General features: G+C 71.1%; 13 protein-coding genes. 5 read left to right on the top strand and 8 right to left on the bottom strand.

The features are described 5' to 3' along the window. Positions 1–20 precede the first annotated feature (20 nt). Complete coding sequence (locus ACQBAU_RS12010) at positions 21–536, top strand: DUF3145 domain-containing protein (protein ID WP_434550653.1); 516 nt, start codon at positions 21–23, stop codon at positions 534–536. Between the two features lie 100 nt (positions 537–636). Continuing rightward, positions 637–2,094 carry a S8 family peptidase gene (locus ACQBAU_RS12005; RefSeq protein WP_434550652.1) on the top strand — a complete coding sequence of 486 codons (1,458 nt, stop codon included), beginning with the start codon at positions 637–639 and terminating at the stop codon, positions 2,092–2,094. 24 nt (positions 2,095–2,118) lie between these two features. Here ACQBAU_RS12005 and ACQBAU_RS12000 read toward each other — a convergent pair whose 3' ends face one another. The 3 genes from ACQBAU_RS12000 to ACQBAU_RS11990 form a co-directional block, all read right to left on the bottom strand. After that, the gene (locus ACQBAU_RS12000; protein ID WP_434550651.1) at positions 2,119–3,381 is read right to left on the bottom strand and encodes a beta-ketoacyl-[acyl-carrier-protein] synthase family protein; all 1,263 of its coding nucleotides are present in this window, start codon (positions 3,379–3,381) and stop codon (positions 2,119–2,121) included. Positions 3,382–3,502: 121 nt separating this feature from the next. Continuing rightward, positions 3,503–3,748 (bottom strand): acyl carrier protein, encoded by a 246-nt coding sequence (locus tag ACQBAU_RS11995; protein ID WP_434550650.1) that lies wholly within the window; start codon positions 3,746–3,748, stop codon positions 3,503–3,505. A gap of 119 nt (positions 3,749–3,867) precedes the next feature. Next, positions 3,868–4,824 carry an ACP S-malonyltransferase gene (locus tag ACQBAU_RS11990; protein ID WP_434550649.1) on the bottom strand — a complete coding sequence of 319 codons (957 nt, stop codon included), beginning with the start codon at positions 4,822–4,824 and terminating at the stop codon, positions 3,868–3,870. A gap of 117 nt (positions 4,825–4,941) precedes the next feature. Between ACQBAU_RS11990 and ACQBAU_RS11985 the strand changes: the two genes are divergently transcribed. Beyond that, entirely contained in the window at positions 4,942–6,288 is a 1,347-nt protein-coding gene (locus tag ACQBAU_RS11985; RefSeq protein ID WP_465256446.1) for an FAD-dependent oxidoreductase, read from the top strand. Between the two features lie 18 nt (positions 6,289–6,306). Here the strand turns inward: ACQBAU_RS11985 and mraY are convergent, their stop codons facing one another. The 5 genes from mraY to ACQBAU_RS11960 form a co-directional block, all read right to left on the bottom strand. Beyond that, positions 6,307–7,404, bottom strand: coding sequence for a phospho-N-acetylmuramoyl-pentapeptide-transferase (gene mraY, locus ACQBAU_RS11980; protein ID WP_434550647.1), 1,098 nt, complete (start codon positions 7,402–7,404; stop codon positions 6,307–6,309). Further along, a complete protein-coding gene (locus ACQBAU_RS11975) occupies positions 7,401–8,627 on the bottom strand; it encodes a PucR family transcriptional regulator (RefSeq protein ID WP_434550646.1) in 1,227 nt (408 codons plus the stop codon). Before ACQBAU_RS11975 ends, mraY begins: the two co-directional genes overlap by 4 nt. A 697-nt stretch (positions 8,628–9,324) precedes the next feature. After that, on the bottom strand, positions 9,325–11,001 hold the full coding sequence (locus ACQBAU_RS11970) for a DUF4091 domain-containing protein (protein WP_465256447.1): 1,677 nt from the start codon (positions 10,999–11,001) through the stop codon (positions 9,325–9,327). 115 nt (positions 11,002–11,116) lie between these two features. Further along, entirely contained in the window at positions 11,117–12,343 is a 1,227-nt protein-coding gene (locus ACQBAU_RS11965) for an RNA polymerase sigma factor (RefSeq protein ID WP_465256448.1), read from the bottom strand. Between the two features lie 24 nt (positions 12,344–12,367). Beyond that, positions 12,368–12,757, bottom strand: a complete 390-nt coding sequence (locus ACQBAU_RS11960; protein ID WP_434550643.1) for a YciI family protein — start codon at positions 12,755–12,757, stop codon at positions 12,368–12,370. A gap of 94 nt (positions 12,758–12,851) precedes the next feature. On the opposite strand from ACQBAU_RS11960, the gene ACQBAU_RS11955 reads away from it, so the two are divergent. Together ACQBAU_RS11955 and ACQBAU_RS11950 are read left to right on the top strand one after the other, a co-directional pair. Next, positions 12,852–13,940: a PHP domain-containing protein gene (locus ACQBAU_RS11955; protein WP_465256449.1), complete on the top strand. Its 1,089-nt coding sequence runs from the start codon at positions 12,852–12,854 to the stop codon at positions 13,938–13,940. Continuing rightward, positions 13,940–15,622: a glycoside hydrolase family 13 protein gene (locus tag ACQBAU_RS11950; protein ID WP_465256450.1), complete on the top strand. Its 1,683-nt coding sequence runs from the start codon at positions 13,940–13,942 to the stop codon at positions 15,620–15,622. Before ACQBAU_RS11955 ends, ACQBAU_RS11950 begins: the two co-directional genes overlap by 1 nt. Positions 15,623–15,675: the final 53 nt, after the last annotated feature.

Genomic DNA, 15,675 nt, shown 5'->3' with positions numbered 1-15,675 from the left:
CCTCGAGCCCAGGAGGACCGATGAGCAGCAACCTGCTCGACCAGTCGAGCCGTGGCGTCCTGTACGTCCACTCCGCACCCGGTGCGTTGTGCCCACACGTCGAGTGGGCCGCCGCAGCGGTCTTCGGCGACCCCGCCCGCTTCGACTGGACGGTCCAACCGGCCGAGCGGAGCAGCTACCGTACGGAATTCGCCTGGACCGGCCCGGCCGGGACCGCGGCCCGGCTCACCAGCGCCTTCCAGGGGTGGCAGCGGATCAGGTTCGAGGTCACCGAGGATCCGACCGCCACCTCCGAGGGCGTGCGGTACGCCTACACCCCCGACCTCGGCGTGTTCCAGGCCGCCATCGGACAACACGGAGACATCATGGTCCCCGAGGAGCGGATCAAGCACGCCATCGCCACCGACGCGCTCGGCGGCAAGGATCTGCTGGCATCGTTGGACGAGCTGCTGGGCCGACCGTGGGACGATGAACTGGAGGTGTTCCGGCACGCCGGGGAGGATGCACCGGTCCGCTGGCTGCACCAGGTGGTCTGAGGCCTGCGACCCGACGCATCGGTTTCGGGACATTTCCCCAGCAGCACTTGACCCGATGGGTGTGGACGAGAAAGGGTGTGCCAGGGGAGGGAGGCGGTCGATGAGGAGACGCACCACACGGTTGGCGTGTGTGCTGGTGCTGGCCGTCCTGGTCGTGGCGGGCGTGGTGCCGACGGCCCGTGCCGCAACCACCGTCCTCACCAACTACCTCGTCGTCAGTCCGGCCCCGGGCCCGCTCGCGGCCACCGTCACCTCGATCCGTGCCCAGGGTGGCACGGTGCTGCAGCAGTGGCCGGAGATCGGCGTCGTCGTCGTCGAGTCACAGCGCGCCGACTTCGCCCACGACCTGCGCGGCGATCCGGGCGTGCTCGCCGTCGGCGCGACCCGGGCGATGGCGGCCAAGCAGCCGTACCGGCTGGTGACCGACGCTGCGCCGGCGGGCCCACTCGGCCCCGGCACCACGGGCGGCCGGGACGAGACCGAGCCGGAGTTCGCCAAGCAGTGGGACATGCGCCAGATCGGCGCCGAGAAGGCCCATCTGACGACCGACGGGTCCCGCTCGGTCACCGTCGGTGTGCTCGACTCCGGCGTCGACCCGACCCACCCCGACCTGCAGGCCAACGTCGACGCACGGTTGTCGGTGGGGTGCACCAACGACGGCCGACCCGACACCCGTCCGGCGGCGTGGCAGCCGACCGGATCGGGGCACGGCACCCACGTCGCCGGCACGATCGCTGCCGCCCGGAACGGTGTCGGCATCATCGGCGTCGCGCCGAACGTCCGGCTGGCGTCGGTGAAGGTGGTCGACGAGCAGGGCTACATCTACCCCGAGTACGCGATCTGCGGCTTCATGTGGGCCGGCCAGCAGCGGCTGTCGGTCACCAACAACTCGTACTTCATCGATCCGTGGGGGCTGTGGTGTGCCAGCTCGCCCGACCAACAGGCCGTCATCTGGGCGGTGAACCGGGCCCTGGCGTGGAGCGGCTCCCGTGACGTGGTCAACGTGGCGGCCGCCGGCAACGCGCGGTGGGACCTTGCCGGTTCGATCACCGACAAGGGCAGCCCCAACAACGGCACCCCGACCGAGCGGGTGACCGACCAGCGCTGCGTCGACATCCCGGCGGAGGGGCGCGACGCGATCACCGTGTCGGCCGTCGGCCCGACCGGGCGGAAGGCGTACTACTCCAACTTCGGGCACGGCGTCATCGACATCACCGCCCCCGGTGGCGACGCCTGGCTGAACTGGCGCGACGAGCGGGCCGCGGAGACCGACGCGATCTACTCCACGCTCCCCGGCGGCACGTACGGCTGGCAGCAGGGCACCTCGATGGCGGCCCCGCACGTGACCGGGGTGGTGGCACTGCTGCGCAGCACCCGTCCCGAGCTGAACGCCGGCCAGGTGCGTGAGGTGCTGTTGGCACAGGCGACGCCGAAGGCGTGCCCGGTGAAGTACGACTACACCGGCGACGGGCGGCCCGACGCCATCTGCACCGGTGGCGCCGGCGAAGGCTTCTACGGCGCCGGTCTGGTGAACGCGGCGGCGGCCGTCACCCCGTGACCCTTCCCGCGGGCCGCCACGTGATCAGGTCGCGTAGCGGTTCGTGAACGCGACCGCGACGTTGGCGCCACCGAAACCGAACGAGTTGTTGATGCCGGCCAGGTCGCCGGCGGCCAGCTCCCGTGGCGTGGTGGCGATGTCGATCGCCAGGTCGGGCTCGGGGTTGTCGAGGTTGATCGTCGGCGGCACCATCCGGTCGCGCAGGGCGAGCACGGTGGCCAGCGACTCGATCGCGCCGGCGCCACCGAGCAGGTGGCCGTGCATCGACTTGGTGCCGGTGACCACGCAGGCGTCGGTGGCATCGCCCAGGGCGAGCCGGATCGCCTTCGCCTCGCCGGGGTCACCGGCCGGGGTCGAGGTCGCGTGGGCGTTGATGTGGACGATGTCGGTCGGCGCCAGGTCGGACTCGGCCAGGGCGCGGGTCATCGCCATCGCCTGGGTCTCGCCGGTCGGGTTGGGCTGCACCATGTCGTGGGCGTCGTTGCTGATCCCGGCACCGGACACCTCGCCGTAGATCTTGGCGCCGCGGGCCTGGGCGTTCTGCAGCCGCTCCAGCACGAACAGCACCGAACCCTCACCGAGGACGAAGCCGTCGCGGTCGACGTCCCACGGCCGGGAGGCCCGCTCGGGTTCGTCGTTGCGGCGTGACAGGGCCTGCATCTGGCCGAAGGCGGCGAGCGGCAGCGGGTGGACGACACCCTCGGTGCCGCCGGCCACCACGACGTCGGCGCGGCCCAGCCGCAGCATGTCGACCGCGGTGGCAATGCCCTCGTTGGCCGAGGCGCAGGCCGACACGTTGGTGTGGGCCCCGGCGCGGGCACCGAGGCGCAGCGCGACCGAGCCGGCCGCGGCGTTGCCCATCAGCATGGGGATGGCGAAGGGGCTGACTCGTCGGACGCCCTTGTCGGTCAGGGTGTCCCAGGCCGAGATCAGCGTCGACAGCCCGCCGATCCCGGTGGCGATGCACACCCCGAGCCGGTCGCCGTCGACCTCGTTCTCGTCACCGAAGCCGTACCCGGCGTCGGCCCAGGCCTCCAGCACCGCGAGGGTGGCCAACTGGGTGTTGCGGTCCATCCGGCGTGCCTGGACGCGGTCCAGCCGGCTGGCCGGGTCGAACGGGATCTCGGCGCCGATCCGGACCGGCAGGTCGAGTTCGGTGACCCAGTCGTGTTCGAGGCGGCGGACACCCGAGCGGCCGGCCAGCATGGCCTGCCAGGTGCTGGCGACGTCCTCGCCCAGGGGCGTGACCGCCCCCATCCCGGTGATCACGACGGTGGTGCGATCCATGATCAGCACTGCCTTTCTTGTCAGCTGACTGGGGTGTGGGTGGCCCGGCCGGCGCAGCGGGGGTGGGGCTGCGCCGGGCCGGTGCCGCCGAGCGGCGGGTCAGGTCGGAGCAGGCTGCTGCTCAGGCCTGGGCGCGCTCGATGTAGGCGACGGCGTCGCCCACGGTGCGGAGGTTCTTGGCCTCCTCGTCGGGGATGGACACCGAGAACTTGTTCTCGGCGGCGTAGATGATCTCGACCATCGACAGCGAGTCGACGTCCAGGTCATCGGTGAACGACTTGTCGAGCTGGACGTCGTCGGCGGGGACCCCGGCGACCTCGTTCACGATCTCGGCCAGGTCGGCGCGAATCTCATCGGTGGTGGCCATGCGGGCCCTCCTTCTGACTGGGTTTCGGTGTTGTGGGTTGCCGTACGGCGACCGGGTGGGTCATCGTACGACGTCCGGACGCCGTGGCGTGCGGAGGAATGGGGTGGCGGCCGACGTGCTCACCGCGTCGTCGCCGCCTCGCCGTCGACCGCATGCCGACGAACGAAGTCGCGGGCCTCGGTCAGTTGGTCGGGGGTGTTCAGGTTGAACAGTTCGACGTCGCGCAGGTTGCGCTTGGCGATGCCGGTGAGGGTGCCGGCCGGTGGCAGCTCCAGCAGCCCGGTGACCCCCAGCTCGGCCAGCGAGGCCAGGCACAGGTCCCAGCGGACCGGGTTGGCGACCTGCCGCACGATCCGGGTGATCACCTCACGACCGTCGGTCACGGTGGCCCCGTCGGCGTTCGACAACAAGGTGGTGCCCGGATCGGTCACGGTGACGGCCGGGGCGAGCCGGGCCAGGTGGGACACGGCCGGCTCCATGTGCACGGTGTGAAAGGCGCCGGCGACGCTGAGCGGGATCAGCCGGGCCCGCTCCGGCGGGTTCTCGGCGAGCTCGGCCAGCTGGTCGACGGTGCCCGCGGCGACGACCTGTCCCTTGCCGTTGTTGTTGGCGGCGGTCAGCCCGGCGGCCTCGATCGCGGCCAGCACCTGGTCGGTCTGGCCACCGATGACGGCGGTCATCGAGGTCGGCCGGACCGCGGAGGCAGCAGCCATCGCCTGCCCCCGCTCGCGGACGAACACCATCGCCGCCTCGGGATTCAGCACGCCGACCGCCGCGGCGGCGGTGAGTTCACCGACGCTGTGACCGGCCGCCACCCCGGCCAGGGTGGCCATCGCGGTGGGGGACTCGCCGAACAGTTCCCGGTTGGCGAGCAGGCCGGCCGCCACCAGCAGCGGCTGGGCGACCGCGGTGTCGCGGATCGTCTCGTCGTCGGCCTCGGTGCCGTAGCGGACCAGATCGAGACTCGCGACCGCCGACAGCCACTCCAGGCCGCGGGCGAACGAGTCGACCTCGAGCCACGGCGACAGGAACCCCTGCTTCTGGGCGCCCTGACCGGGCGCAACGATGGCGAGCACGAAGACCACTCTGTCGGCTCCGGCCGCCCGATGTGGGACCGCCACCCACGAAACTGGTCGTGGATGCTTGTGGGATCCTACAAATCACCTCGTCGACCAACGATCAAGGAGGACCGGATGGCACGGGCGCACCGGGTGGCGATCATCGGGGCCGGGCCGGCGGGGCTGTTCGCGGCCCAGGCGCTCACGGCACGCGATGACACGGTCGAGGTCGACATCTACGACCGGCTGCCGACCCCGTACGGGCTGTTGCGGTACGGCGTCGCACCCGACCACACCGGCATCAAGCGGGTCGCCGAGACGCTGGCGGCGGTGTTCGAGTCGCGGCGGGTGCGGTTCATCGGCATGGTCGAGCTCGGCCGTGACGTCACCCGGGAGGAGTTGTGCGCCGGCTACGACGCCGTGGTGTACGCCCTCGGCGCGAGTGCCGACGCCCACCTGGACGTGGCGGGGGAGGAACTCGTCGGCAGCCTGTCGGCCCGCGAATTCGTGGCCTGGTACGACGGTCATCCCGATGCCGCCCCGGTCGAGCTGGCCGGGGTCCGGGAGGCGGTCGTGGTCGGCGTCGGCAACGTGGCGGTCGACGTGGCGCGGGTGCTGCTGAAGCCGGTCGCCGAGCTGGCCGACACCGACATGCCCGACCCGGTGCTCGGGGAGCTGGACGCCGACCGGGTCACCGACGTGTGGGTGGTCGGACGTCGCGGGCCGCGGCAGACGGCGTTCACCGCGGTCGAACTGCGCGAACTGGCCAACCTGGCCGAGGTCGAGGTGACCGTCGACGGGGCGACCGACGAGGAGCTGTCCGACGACGAGGGGCTCGACCGGCGGACCCGGACGGTGGTCACGATCCTGCGGGAGGCAGCGGCCCGCACGGTGACCGCACCCCGGGCGCGGCTGCACTTCCTGTTCTGGCACCGGGTGTGGCGCATCGACGGCGACACCGAGGTGGCGTCGGTCCGGCTGGAGCGGACCGAGCCGGGAACCGACCACCGCCTGCGGGGCACCGAGCACTACCGGGACCTGCCGGCGCAACTGGTGCTCCGGGCGATCGGCTACCGCGGCCGACGACTGCCGGGGCTGCCGTTCGACCCGGTCCGTGGCGTCATCCCCAATGTCGAGGGTCGGGTCACCGACGCCCACGGCACGGTGCAGCCGGGGGAGTACGTGGCCGGCTGGATCAAGCGGGGCGCGACCGGTGTGATCGGCACCAACAAGTCGGACGCCGTGCAGACCGTCACCCACCTGCTCACCGACCTGGCCGCCACCGAGCCACGGGACCTGACCGACGTCCCGGCGCAGCTGGCAGCGCGCGGCAAGCAGGTCGCCGACTTCGCCGCCTGGCTGCGGGTCGACGCGGCCGAACGTGACCGGGGCGAGGCGCAGGGCCGGATCCGGACCAAGGTCGCCACCTGGCGGGAACTGACCGAGGTGGTCACTGTGGCCGATCTGGACTGGGTGATCTGACCGGCCGACGTCCTCGCGTCAGGACAGCAGGCCGGCGCGCAGCAACCACTCGCCGTAGAACACCACCACACCGGCGGCGGAGCTGAGGGCGGCGATGATCCAGAACCGGGTGGTGATGGTCTCCTCGGCCCAGCCGAGCAGCTCGAAGTGGTGGTGCAGTGGCGCCATCTTGAACAGCCGCTTGCCCTTGGTGAGCTTGAACCAGTAGCGCTGCAGGAACGACGAGCCGGCGATGATCAGGTACAGGAATCCGATGATCCCGAACAGCATCTCGGTCCGCGTCAGCACCGCCAGCGCGACGAAGATGCCGCCCAGGCCGAGCGACCCGGTGTCGCCCATGAACAGCTTCGCCGGCCGGCAGGCCCACCACAGGTAGCCGGCCAGACTGCCCAACAGGGCGGTGCTGATCACCGCCAGGTCCTGCGGGTCGGCGGTGGTGTAGCAGGCGGGGCCGGGCGACACCGCGCACGACTGGCGCATCTGGAACAGGCAGATGAACACGTACGCCGCCATCGTGGTGATCGCGGCACCGACCAGCAGGCCGTCCAGGCCGTCGGTGAAGTTGACCGCGTTGGTGGTGCCGAGCGCCAGCACCGCGACCCAGATGCCGACCAGCAGCAGGCCGACGACAGGCCCCCACCGGGCGAGGTCGGCCCACGGCAGGTCGCGGGTGAACGAGATGGCGTACGTGGCGGCCGGCTGGCCCTGACCGTTGGTCCACAGCAGGGCGGCCGGTACGAAGGCGGCGACCACGATCAACTGGCCGATCAGCTTGCCGCCCTCGCTGAGGCCGGCCGTGTTCTGGCGATGCGTCTTGAGGTAGTCGTCGATGAACCCGACCAGCCCCATCCCGACCATCATGAACAGCACCAGCAGGCCGGACGGGGTGATCGGGGTGCCCGGGACGAGGTGTGCGGCGAAGTAGGCGATCATCGTCGCCAACCCGAACACCAGCCCACCCTTGGTCGGGGTGCCCTTCTTGACGTGGTGGGTCTGCGGCCCGTCGACCCGGATCTGCTGGGCCCAGCCCAACCGGACGAGCACCGTGGTCGCGTGCGGGGTGCCGAACAGGGTCAGTCCGAGGCCGACCGCGAAGGCGACGATGAGGGAGATCACGTGGTTCGGTCCGTGGTCGAGGAACGCCGTTGCAGGCGTCCCAGCGTGATCGCCATCCGCAGTGCGTACGCGTCACGCGAGTCGGTGGGGGAGTAGCCGGTGACCTCGTGCACCCGGCGGAGTCGATAGCGGACCGTGTTGGCGTGGACGAAGAGGGTGCGGGAGGCGGCCTCGACCGAGGCGTTCTCCTCGAAGAAGGTGATCACGGTCTCCAGCAGGCCGCTGCCGGCCGACTCCAGTGGGTCGTACACGTCGCTGACCAGAGCGTGCCGGGCATGGCCGTCACCGGCGAGGGCGCGCTCGGGCAACAGGTCGTGGGCCGCGACCGGACGCGGTACGGCCGGCCAGGCCGGTGCCGCACGGAACCCCGACAGGGCCGACCGGGTGCTGGCGGTGGCCTCGGCGAGATGGTCCACCACCGGCCCGGCCACCACCGGGCCAGGGCCGAACAGGTCGACCACCTGGTCGACCAGGGCGATCGGGTCGGGGCCGGACAGGTCGGGCCCACCGAGCAGGATGATGAGCCGGTCACCCTGGACCGCACCCAGGACGTCCACGTGGGAAGCAGACATCCGTCGCCGGACCTCGTCCACGACCGAGCCGGACTGTGCCTCGGGTGCGGGTCCGACCACCACCAGCGCTGCGGACGCGGAGTCCCAGCCCAGTGTCGAGGCCCGGGACAGCACCGTCTCGTCGGTCTCGCCCCGGATGATGGCGTCGACGACCAGCGCCTCCAGACGGGTGTCCCACGAGCCCCGCATCTCCGCGGCCCGGGCGTACACCTCGGCGGCGGCGAAGGCGACCTCCCGGCTGTAGTGCCACACTGCGACCTGCAGTACGGCCCGGTCGGCCCGCGGCATCAGCTGCGAGATCTGCGACTCGACGACGTCGATGGTGGTCCGCACCAGTTCGACGGTCTGCTGCAGGGTCACCCGGCGGGCCAGCTCACGTGGTGCGCGGCCGAACACCGCGGCCGAGGGGCCCACCGACTCGGGGTCGCGGAACCAGGTGACGAACCCGTCGATGCCACCCTGGGCGACCAGGCTGATCCACGACCGGTGCTCGGCGTCCAGCTCGGAGAACCACCGGTGGCGGCGCTCCATCTCGGCCACCGCGGCGGTGGTCATCGCCCCGGTCGTCGACGCCAGTCGCTTGGCGATCGCGGACCGGGTCCTGGGCGACGGCAACAGCGACCGTCCGAGGTCACGGTTACCGGCAGCCATGGAACCGAACCCTACGGTGACCGGCCCGGGTTGGGCCAACTACGGGGTGCAACGTGTGTCGCGGCGAGGAAGTGGTGTCGGTGGCCGGGAAGCAGCACGGGCTTGCACTCGCAACTTTGTGCCATGCCGAGGGCCGCGTGCCATGCCGAGGACCGCGTGCCATGCCCAGGGACGCGTGCCATGCCCAGGGACGCGTGCCATGCCCAGGAACGCGTGCCATGCCCAGGAACGCGTGGCATACCCAGTGTCATCGAGAGGGCAGTCGGAGAGGCGGAGAGCCGAAGTTTGCCTCTCCTGCTGACCTTTCGGTGAAGCCGGGCCTCGCCAACTGCCCTTTCGGTGAAGCCGGGCCTCGCCAACTGCCCAGTCGGTGAAGCCGGGCCTCGCCAACTGCCCAGTCGGTGAAGCCGGGCCTCGCCAACTGCCCAGTCGGTGAAGCCGGGCCTCGCCAACTGCCCAGTCGGTGAAGCCGGGCCTCGCCAACTGCCCAGTCGGTGAAGCCGGGCCTCGCCAACTGCCCACTCGGCGGCCCCGGACGTTCCCGCGGGAACGCCTTTGCCCGGCCCGGGGCTCAGGGTTTCGTACGAGTGGGTGCGCCAGGCCTGGAAACCTGTCACATGGCACGTAGCCGGGGCCGCAGATGATCACCGTTCCATCACGCGGAGGCGCCCCCGGCGATTCGGTTGTTGCGGCGACCTCAGTCGGCGAGTTGCTGCAGTGCGGCGGCGTGGCCGGAGAGGTAGTGGCCCGGGTCGCGCGGGTAGTCGGTGAGGGTGACCCGGTCCAGGCCGAGCAGGTTCGCGACGTGCTCGCGGCCGCGTCGTTCGGCGAGTGCGGTGAACAGCTTCACGTCGTCCATCGCCTCGCGGAACACCCGGAACCGGATCGACTCCCACGGGATGCCGCCCTCGCCGGGGTACACGATGAACGCGTCGCCGGCCTGGAAGCCGTGGCCCGAGGTGGTGTCGACGAACGGGTTCAGCGGCCGCCGGGACAGCTGGGTGTTCCAGAAGTTGAAGCCCCACTGCAGGAAGCCGCGGCTGTCGTACTTGAACAACTGGCTGCCGAGCACCCGGTTGCGGTACGACGGCAGCCCGATGAAGCGGTTGGCGACCCGCTGGGACTGGCTGGTGCAGTAGTACAGCCACGGCCGTTCGATCCCGGCGTCGAGGAACGGCTGGGCGTGGTCGGTCGCGATGATGGGCGGGTCGACCAGCCCGGACGTCCACAGCTCGACGTTCGACAGGGCGTCGGTGATCAGCTCATCGCGCAGCAGTGGTTCGACCGACCCCTTCAGGGCGCGGTACCGGTCGGCGTGCTCGGCATGCGGCTCGTCGGTCAGGTGCCAGAAGACCTGGCCGCCCCACGCCCGGTCCAGCACCCGGCGGACGGCCGGGACGTAGTCGGCCAGGAACCGCTGGTACTCCGGGTCGAGCGAGTCGGTGTGCCAACCGAACAGTTGCCGGCCGGTGACGTCGTCGATGTTCGGGGCGCACTCGCCACCCCACTGACTGAACAGGTGCGCCATCTCCAGCTCGCGGACGCCGGTGCGGCGGGCCATCGCCAGCCAGGTCTCGAACCGTCCCATGTCGAAGGTGTAGCCGTCCGGGCCGGAGTGCACCCCGACCAGACCGACGTCGAGCCGGCGGGTGCCGATGGCGGTGTCCAGGGGCGGGGTGTGGATGGGGGTCAGCAGTGAGGTCGAGCCCGAGTCGAGGGCGGACCGGGTGAACCGTTCGATGAGCTGCCAGCCGTACGGGGAGTACGGCTCGGTGCCGTAGTACTGCGCGAGCCCGTCGACGTGGAACCACTGGGTGACCGAGATCGGCGACTGGGGCAAGTCGGCGTCGACCACCACGATGGGCACGGTGACAGTGCCGATGGGCTCGCCGGTGTGTTCACTGTGCAACGAGATCGTGACGGACTGCTGGCCGACAGCGTCGGCGGCGTGGACGGTGAACCACAGGGCCCGCCACTGTCCCTGCACCAGCGGCAACCCCTCGCCGGGGGCGAGTGGTCGCAGCACGTCGGGCAGCAGCGCCGGACCGGTGTGGTCGTAGAACTCGTCGGCCCGCACCGAAGCGGTCAACGGCGCCGGCACGAAGTCGACGGCGTGGCTGTTGATCATGATCCCGTCCGGTTGCGACACCTCCGGTACCGCGCCACCCACGTGGCCCGGGCTCCAGCCCGGCCGCGGTCGTACCGCGATCTGGAACGAACCAACACCACCGCGTGGCAGCACCACGGCGCCCAACGCGTGCGGGCGCGGTTCAGCCGGGCCGTACACCTTCTCGAGTGAGTCACACCAGACGAGTTGGAACTCTCCGGCGGGGGCGATCGTGGCGGGCTGGCTGAGATCGGCGGCTGCGCTCATGGGTGCGATGTCTACCAGACGCCCAGGCCCGTCGAGCCACCGCTCACGCCCGTCGAGCCACCCCGCACGCCCGTCGAGCTCGTCGAGACGTCCCCTGCCCGATGTTCGAGACGGATCAACGCCACGCGTCGGCGAGGCTCATCAGGTGTTCCCGCTGCGCCGGGTCGTGGGTGAGTTCCACCGCCGCGTCGAGGGCGGCGATCGCCTCATCGGTCCGGCCGAGTCGCTGCAACAGGTGGGCGCGGGTGACACGGGCCGGCTGGAACCGTCGTCCGGCTTCCGTCGCAGGCGGCTCGTCCAGCACCGCCAGGCCGGCCGCCGGGCCGTCGACGTCGGCGACCACGGCGGCCAGTGCGGTGTGGCTCCCGAGACCCGGCGCGAGGTCGTACAGGGCACGGTGCAACGGCAGCAGGACGGCGGCGTCCGCGGGGCGACCGGGGTCGTCGAGTCGGGCGCAGTGGACGGCCTGGATCGCAGCCTCCAGTTGGAACCGGCCGAGTTCACGATGCCGTTGGGCGCGATGGAGCTGCTCTCGCCCGAGCATGATCAACTCGACGTCCCAGCGTGTCGGATCCTGGTCGGGCAGCGGGACGAAGCGGCCGTCGGCGTCTCGGCCGGCACCCAGCCGCGCGCTGGAGAAGTTGATCAGTGCCGCGAGCCCGAGGGCTTCGGCGTCACCGGTGAGTTCGGCGACGGTGTCGCCCAGATGGCGCGCCTCGCCGGCCAGCTCGGGCCGCTCCTCGGTGCCGGTCGACCATTCGATCGCGTACGCCCCGTAGACGGCCTGGAGCACCGCGTCGAGTCGGGGACGAAGCGCCGTGGCATCGGGGATGCGGAACGGGATGCCGGCGTGCTTGATGCGGCGCTTGGCCCGGACCAGCCGACCGGCCACGGTGGCCGTGGGGAGGGCGTACGCGCCGGCGATCTCGGCCGCCGTCCGGCCGAGCACCGTGTTCAACATCAACGCGGTGTGGCTGCTGCGGTCGATGGCGGGGTGGGCACACACCAACATCAACTCCAGCCGCCGGTCCTCGATCACGTCCAGCTCGAACGGGTCCGGCCCGTCATCGGGCAGGTGCTCGGCGTGGTCGTCCCACGCGGTCGTGCGACGCCGACCGGCCGACTTCCACAGGTCCTTCAGCCGGTTGCGGGCCACGGTGAGCAGCCAACCGTCCGGGTTGTCGGGCACCCCGTCGTCGGGCCACCGTCGCAGGGCACGTTCGAACGCGTCCCCCAACGCGTCCTCGGCATCGGCGACGTCGCCGGTGCGTGCCGCGAGCAGGGCCAGCAGCCGACCGTACGAGCTCCTGGCCGCCAGCTCCGCCCGCGACATCGCTTCCATGTCAGGGTTTCCCGGGCGCTCGAGTCACCGCTGGGGGCAGTCCGGCCTGGACCAGGTGCCCGAGCTGCCGGTGATCGCGACCGGTCGCACCTCGATGGAGCCGTACGTGGCGGCCGGGCACTTCTCGGCCCAGCCGATCGCGGCGTCGAGGTCGGGGACCTCGAGCACGAACACCCCGGCCAGCGCCTCCTTGGTCTCGGCGAACGGTCCGTCCTGGATCTCGAGGCTGCCGGATCGGCGGGTGACGGTGGTGCTGGCGGTCGACCCCTCCAAGATCTCGGCGGCCTGCAACACCCCGGCGGACTTCAGCGCCGACAGGTAGGCGCCGAACGCCTCCTGCATCTCGGCCATGCCCTCGTCGGGGATCTCGCCCGGCTCGGGCTCGCGGTTGTGCAGCAGCATGGCGTACAGCATGGTCGGATCCTTTCATGTCGACCCCGCAGGTTCGGGGTGCTGGTACTTCGATGACGAGGTACCCCCACCCCCGATCGACAGGTACGGTGAGATCGTGAGTCCGGATCCGGTGGCAGCCCTGCGCGAGGTCGGTTTCTGGTTGGAGCGGAGCCGTGCCGACACCCATCGGGTGAAGGCGTACCGGCGGGCCGCCGACCTGGTCGAGGAGATGTCGCCGGCGGAGCGTGATCGGCATGCGGCGAAGAATTCCTGGTCGACCGTTCGCGGGCTCGGTCCCAAGACGGTCGCGATCATCAGCCAGGCCGTCGCCGGGGACGTACCGACCTACCTGGCCGAGCAGCGGGCTGCCGGGGCGGCACCGCTGGCCGCCGGGGGTGCGGAGCTGCGGGCGGCGCTGCGCGGGGACCTGCACGTCCACTCCACCTGGTCCGACGGCGGATCGCCCCTGGCGGAGATGATGGCGACGGCGCGGGCGTTGGGCCACGAGTACTGCGCGATCACCGATCACTCGCCGCGGTTGCGGGTGGCGAACGGGTTGAGCGCGGAGCGGCTGCAGGAGCAGTGGGCGGCGATCGAGGACCTGCAACCGGAGTTGGACGGGTTCCGCGTGCTGCGGGGCATCGAGGTCGACATCCTCGACGACGGCGGACTGGACCAGGAACGGGCGTTGCTCGACCAGCTCGACATCGTGGTCGCCAGCGTGCACTCCAACCTGCGTGCGGACTCGGAGACGATGACGGTACGGATGGTGACCGCGATCGCGAATCCTCGGACCAACGTGTTGGGGCACTGCACCGGCAGGCTGGTGACCGGTGAGCGGGGGGTGCGGCCCGAGTCGGTGTTCGACGCCGAGGTGGTGTTCGAGGCGTGCCGCCAGTTCGACGTGGCGGTCGAGATCAACTCCCGGCCGGAGCGGCGCGACCCGCCGAGCCGGCTGATCGAACTCGCCCGCGACACCGGCTGTCTGTTCTCGATCGACACCGACGCGCACGCCCCCGGGCAGCTCGACTTCCAGACCTACGGGTGTGAGCGGGCCGAGGCGGCCGGGATCAAACCCGAGCGGATCATCAACACCTGGCCGGTCGACCGGTTGCTCGGCTGGGCCGGGGCGAAGAAGACGGCGGCGGCCAAGCAGGCCGCCCAGAAACAGGCCGCCAGGTTGCGGGCCGGACGGAGGTCGTGATGTCAGCTGACTGGTGGCGTCAGGCGGTGGTGTACCAGGTGTATCCGCGGAGCTTCGCCGACGGGAACGCCGACGGGATCGGTGACCTGGCGGGACTGCTGGACCGGATCGACCACCTGGTCGGGCTCGGGGTGGACGCGGTCTGGCTGAGCCCGTTCTACCCGTCCGCACTGGCCGACGGCGGGTACGACGTCGACGACTACTGCGACGTCGACCCGCGGATCGGGACCCTTGAGGAGTTCGACGAGCTGGTGGCACGACTGCACCGGGCGGGGCTGCGGCTGATCGTCGACATCGTGCCCAACCACAGCTCGGACCGGCACGCCTGGTTCGTCGAGGCGCTCGCCTCGCCGCCCGGCTCGCCGGCCCGGGACCGTTACGTGTTCCGGGACGGGGTGGGACCCGACGGCGACCAGCCGCCCAGTGACTGGGAGGCGATGTTCGGTGGGTCGGCATGGCAACCCGTCGGCGACGGCCAGTTCTACCTGCACCTGTTCGCCCCGGAACAGCCCGACTTCAACTGGGACAACCCTCAGGTGCGGCAGGAGTTCCTGCGGGTGTTGACGTTCTGGGCCGATCGTGGGGTGGACGGCTTCCGGATCGACGTCGCGCACGCGCTGGCCAAGGACCTGTCCGAACCGCTGCCGTCGCACGCCGAGGTCGAGCGGTTGCTCGACGGCCACAGCCCGCTGTGGGACCGCGACGAGGTGCACGACATCTACGCCGAGTGGCGGGAGCTGTTCGACCGCTACGACCCGCCCCGGATCGCCATCGCCGAGGCGTGGGTGCCGGCACACCGGCGGCCGCGGTACGCCAGCGCGGACGGACTCGGCCAGGCCTTCAACTTCGACCTGCTGGAGACCGACTTCGAGGCGGGCCGGTTCCGCGAGATCGTGACCACCAACCTGGCGTTGGCCGCCGAGTCGGGATCCTCGTCCACCTGGGTGCTGTCCAACCACGACGTGGTCCGGCACCCGACGCGGTACGGCCTGCCGGCCCTGGCCACCGACGAGCCGACCCCGCCGAGCGCCGGCGTCCGGCACCAGAACGGTCGCAACTGGTTGAACTCCGGCGCACCGGCCGACCAGCTGGACCTCACCCGCGGCCTGCGTCGGGCCCGGGCGGCGACCCTGTTCATGTTGGCGCTGCCGGGATCGGCCTATCTCTACCAGGGTGAGGAACTCGGCCTGTTCGAGGTCGCGGACATCCCTGATGAGGCCCGCCAGGACCCCACCTTCTTCCGCAACGCCGGCGTCGACGTCGGGCGGGACGGCTGCCGGGTGCCGTTGCCGTGGACACCGGACGGTTCCTCGTACGGCTTCGGCGACGACGGCGCGCACCTGCCGCAGCCCGACTGGTTCGGGAGGTTGAGCGTCGCCGGTCAGATCGGCGACGCCGACAGCACCCTGGAGCTGTACCGCGCCGCACTGACCCTGCGTCGGGAGTGGCAGACCGCCGAGTCGTTGGACTGGCTCACGCCCCCCGAGCCTGTCGAGGGGTCTGATACGCCCTCCGAGCTTGTCGAGGGGACCCTCGCCTTCCGCCGGCCCAACGGCTGGACCTGCCTCACCAACTTCGGCCCCGACCCGGTGGCCCTGCCGGCGGGCACGGTCATGATCAGCTCGCAACCGATCAGTGGCGACGTGGTGCCGGGCGAGACCACGGTCTGGTTGCGGGCCTGAGATGAACCCTGCTGGCCGAACTGCGCACCGGGCGCTTCACCGGGACGCCGTGG

It is taken from the genome of Carbonicoccus niuqiaonis (assembly GCF_050157065.1).
Classification (GTDB): Bacteria; Actinomycetota; Actinomycetes; order Propionibacteriales; family Propionibacteriaceae; genus Avipropionibacterium.
The sequence above is the reverse complement of the archived record's forward strand: the minus strand, read 5'-3'. Positions and strand labels throughout refer to the sequence as shown.

Excerpts from the sequence above, each read along its gene's own strand:
- ACQBAU_RS12005 (WP_434550652.1), top strand. The coding sequence starts at position 637 with ATGAGGAGACGCACCACACGGTTGGCGTGTGTGCTGGTGCTGGCCGTC.
- ACQBAU_RS11995 (WP_434550650.1), bottom strand. The coding sequence starts at position 3,748 with ATGGCCACCACCGATGAGATTCGCGCCGACCTGGCCGAGATCGTGAAC.
- ACQBAU_RS12010 (WP_434550653.1), top strand. The coding sequence starts at position 21 with ATGAGCAGCAACCTGCTCGACCAGTCGAGCCGTGGCGTCCTGTACGTC.
- ACQBAU_RS11965 (WP_465256448.1), bottom strand. The coding sequence starts at position 12,343 with ATGGAAGCGATGTCGCGGGCGGAGCTGGCGGCCAGGAGCTCGTACGGT.
- ACQBAU_RS11970 (WP_465256447.1), bottom strand. The coding sequence starts at position 11,001 with ATGAGCGCAGCCGCCGATCTCAGCCAGCCCGCCACGATCGCCCCCGCC.
- ACQBAU_RS12000 (WP_434550651.1), bottom strand. The coding sequence starts at position 3,381 with ATGGATCGCACCACCGTCGTGATCACCGGGATGGGGGCGGTCACGCCC.
- ACQBAU_RS11975 (WP_434550646.1), bottom strand. The coding sequence starts at position 8,627 with ATGGCTGCCGGTAACCGTGACCTCGGACGGTCGCTGTTGCCGTCGCCC.
- ACQBAU_RS11950 (WP_465256450.1), top strand. The coding sequence starts at position 13,940 with ATGTCAGCTGACTGGTGGCGTCAGGCGGTGGTGTACCAGGTGTATCCG.
- ACQBAU_RS11985 (WP_465256446.1), top strand. The coding sequence starts at position 4,942 with ATGGCACGGGCGCACCGGGTGGCGATCATCGGGGCCGGGCCGGCGGGG.
- ACQBAU_RS11960 (WP_434550643.1), bottom strand. The coding sequence starts at position 12,757 with ATGCTGTACGCCATGCTGCTGCACAACCGCGAGCCCGAGCCGGGCGAG.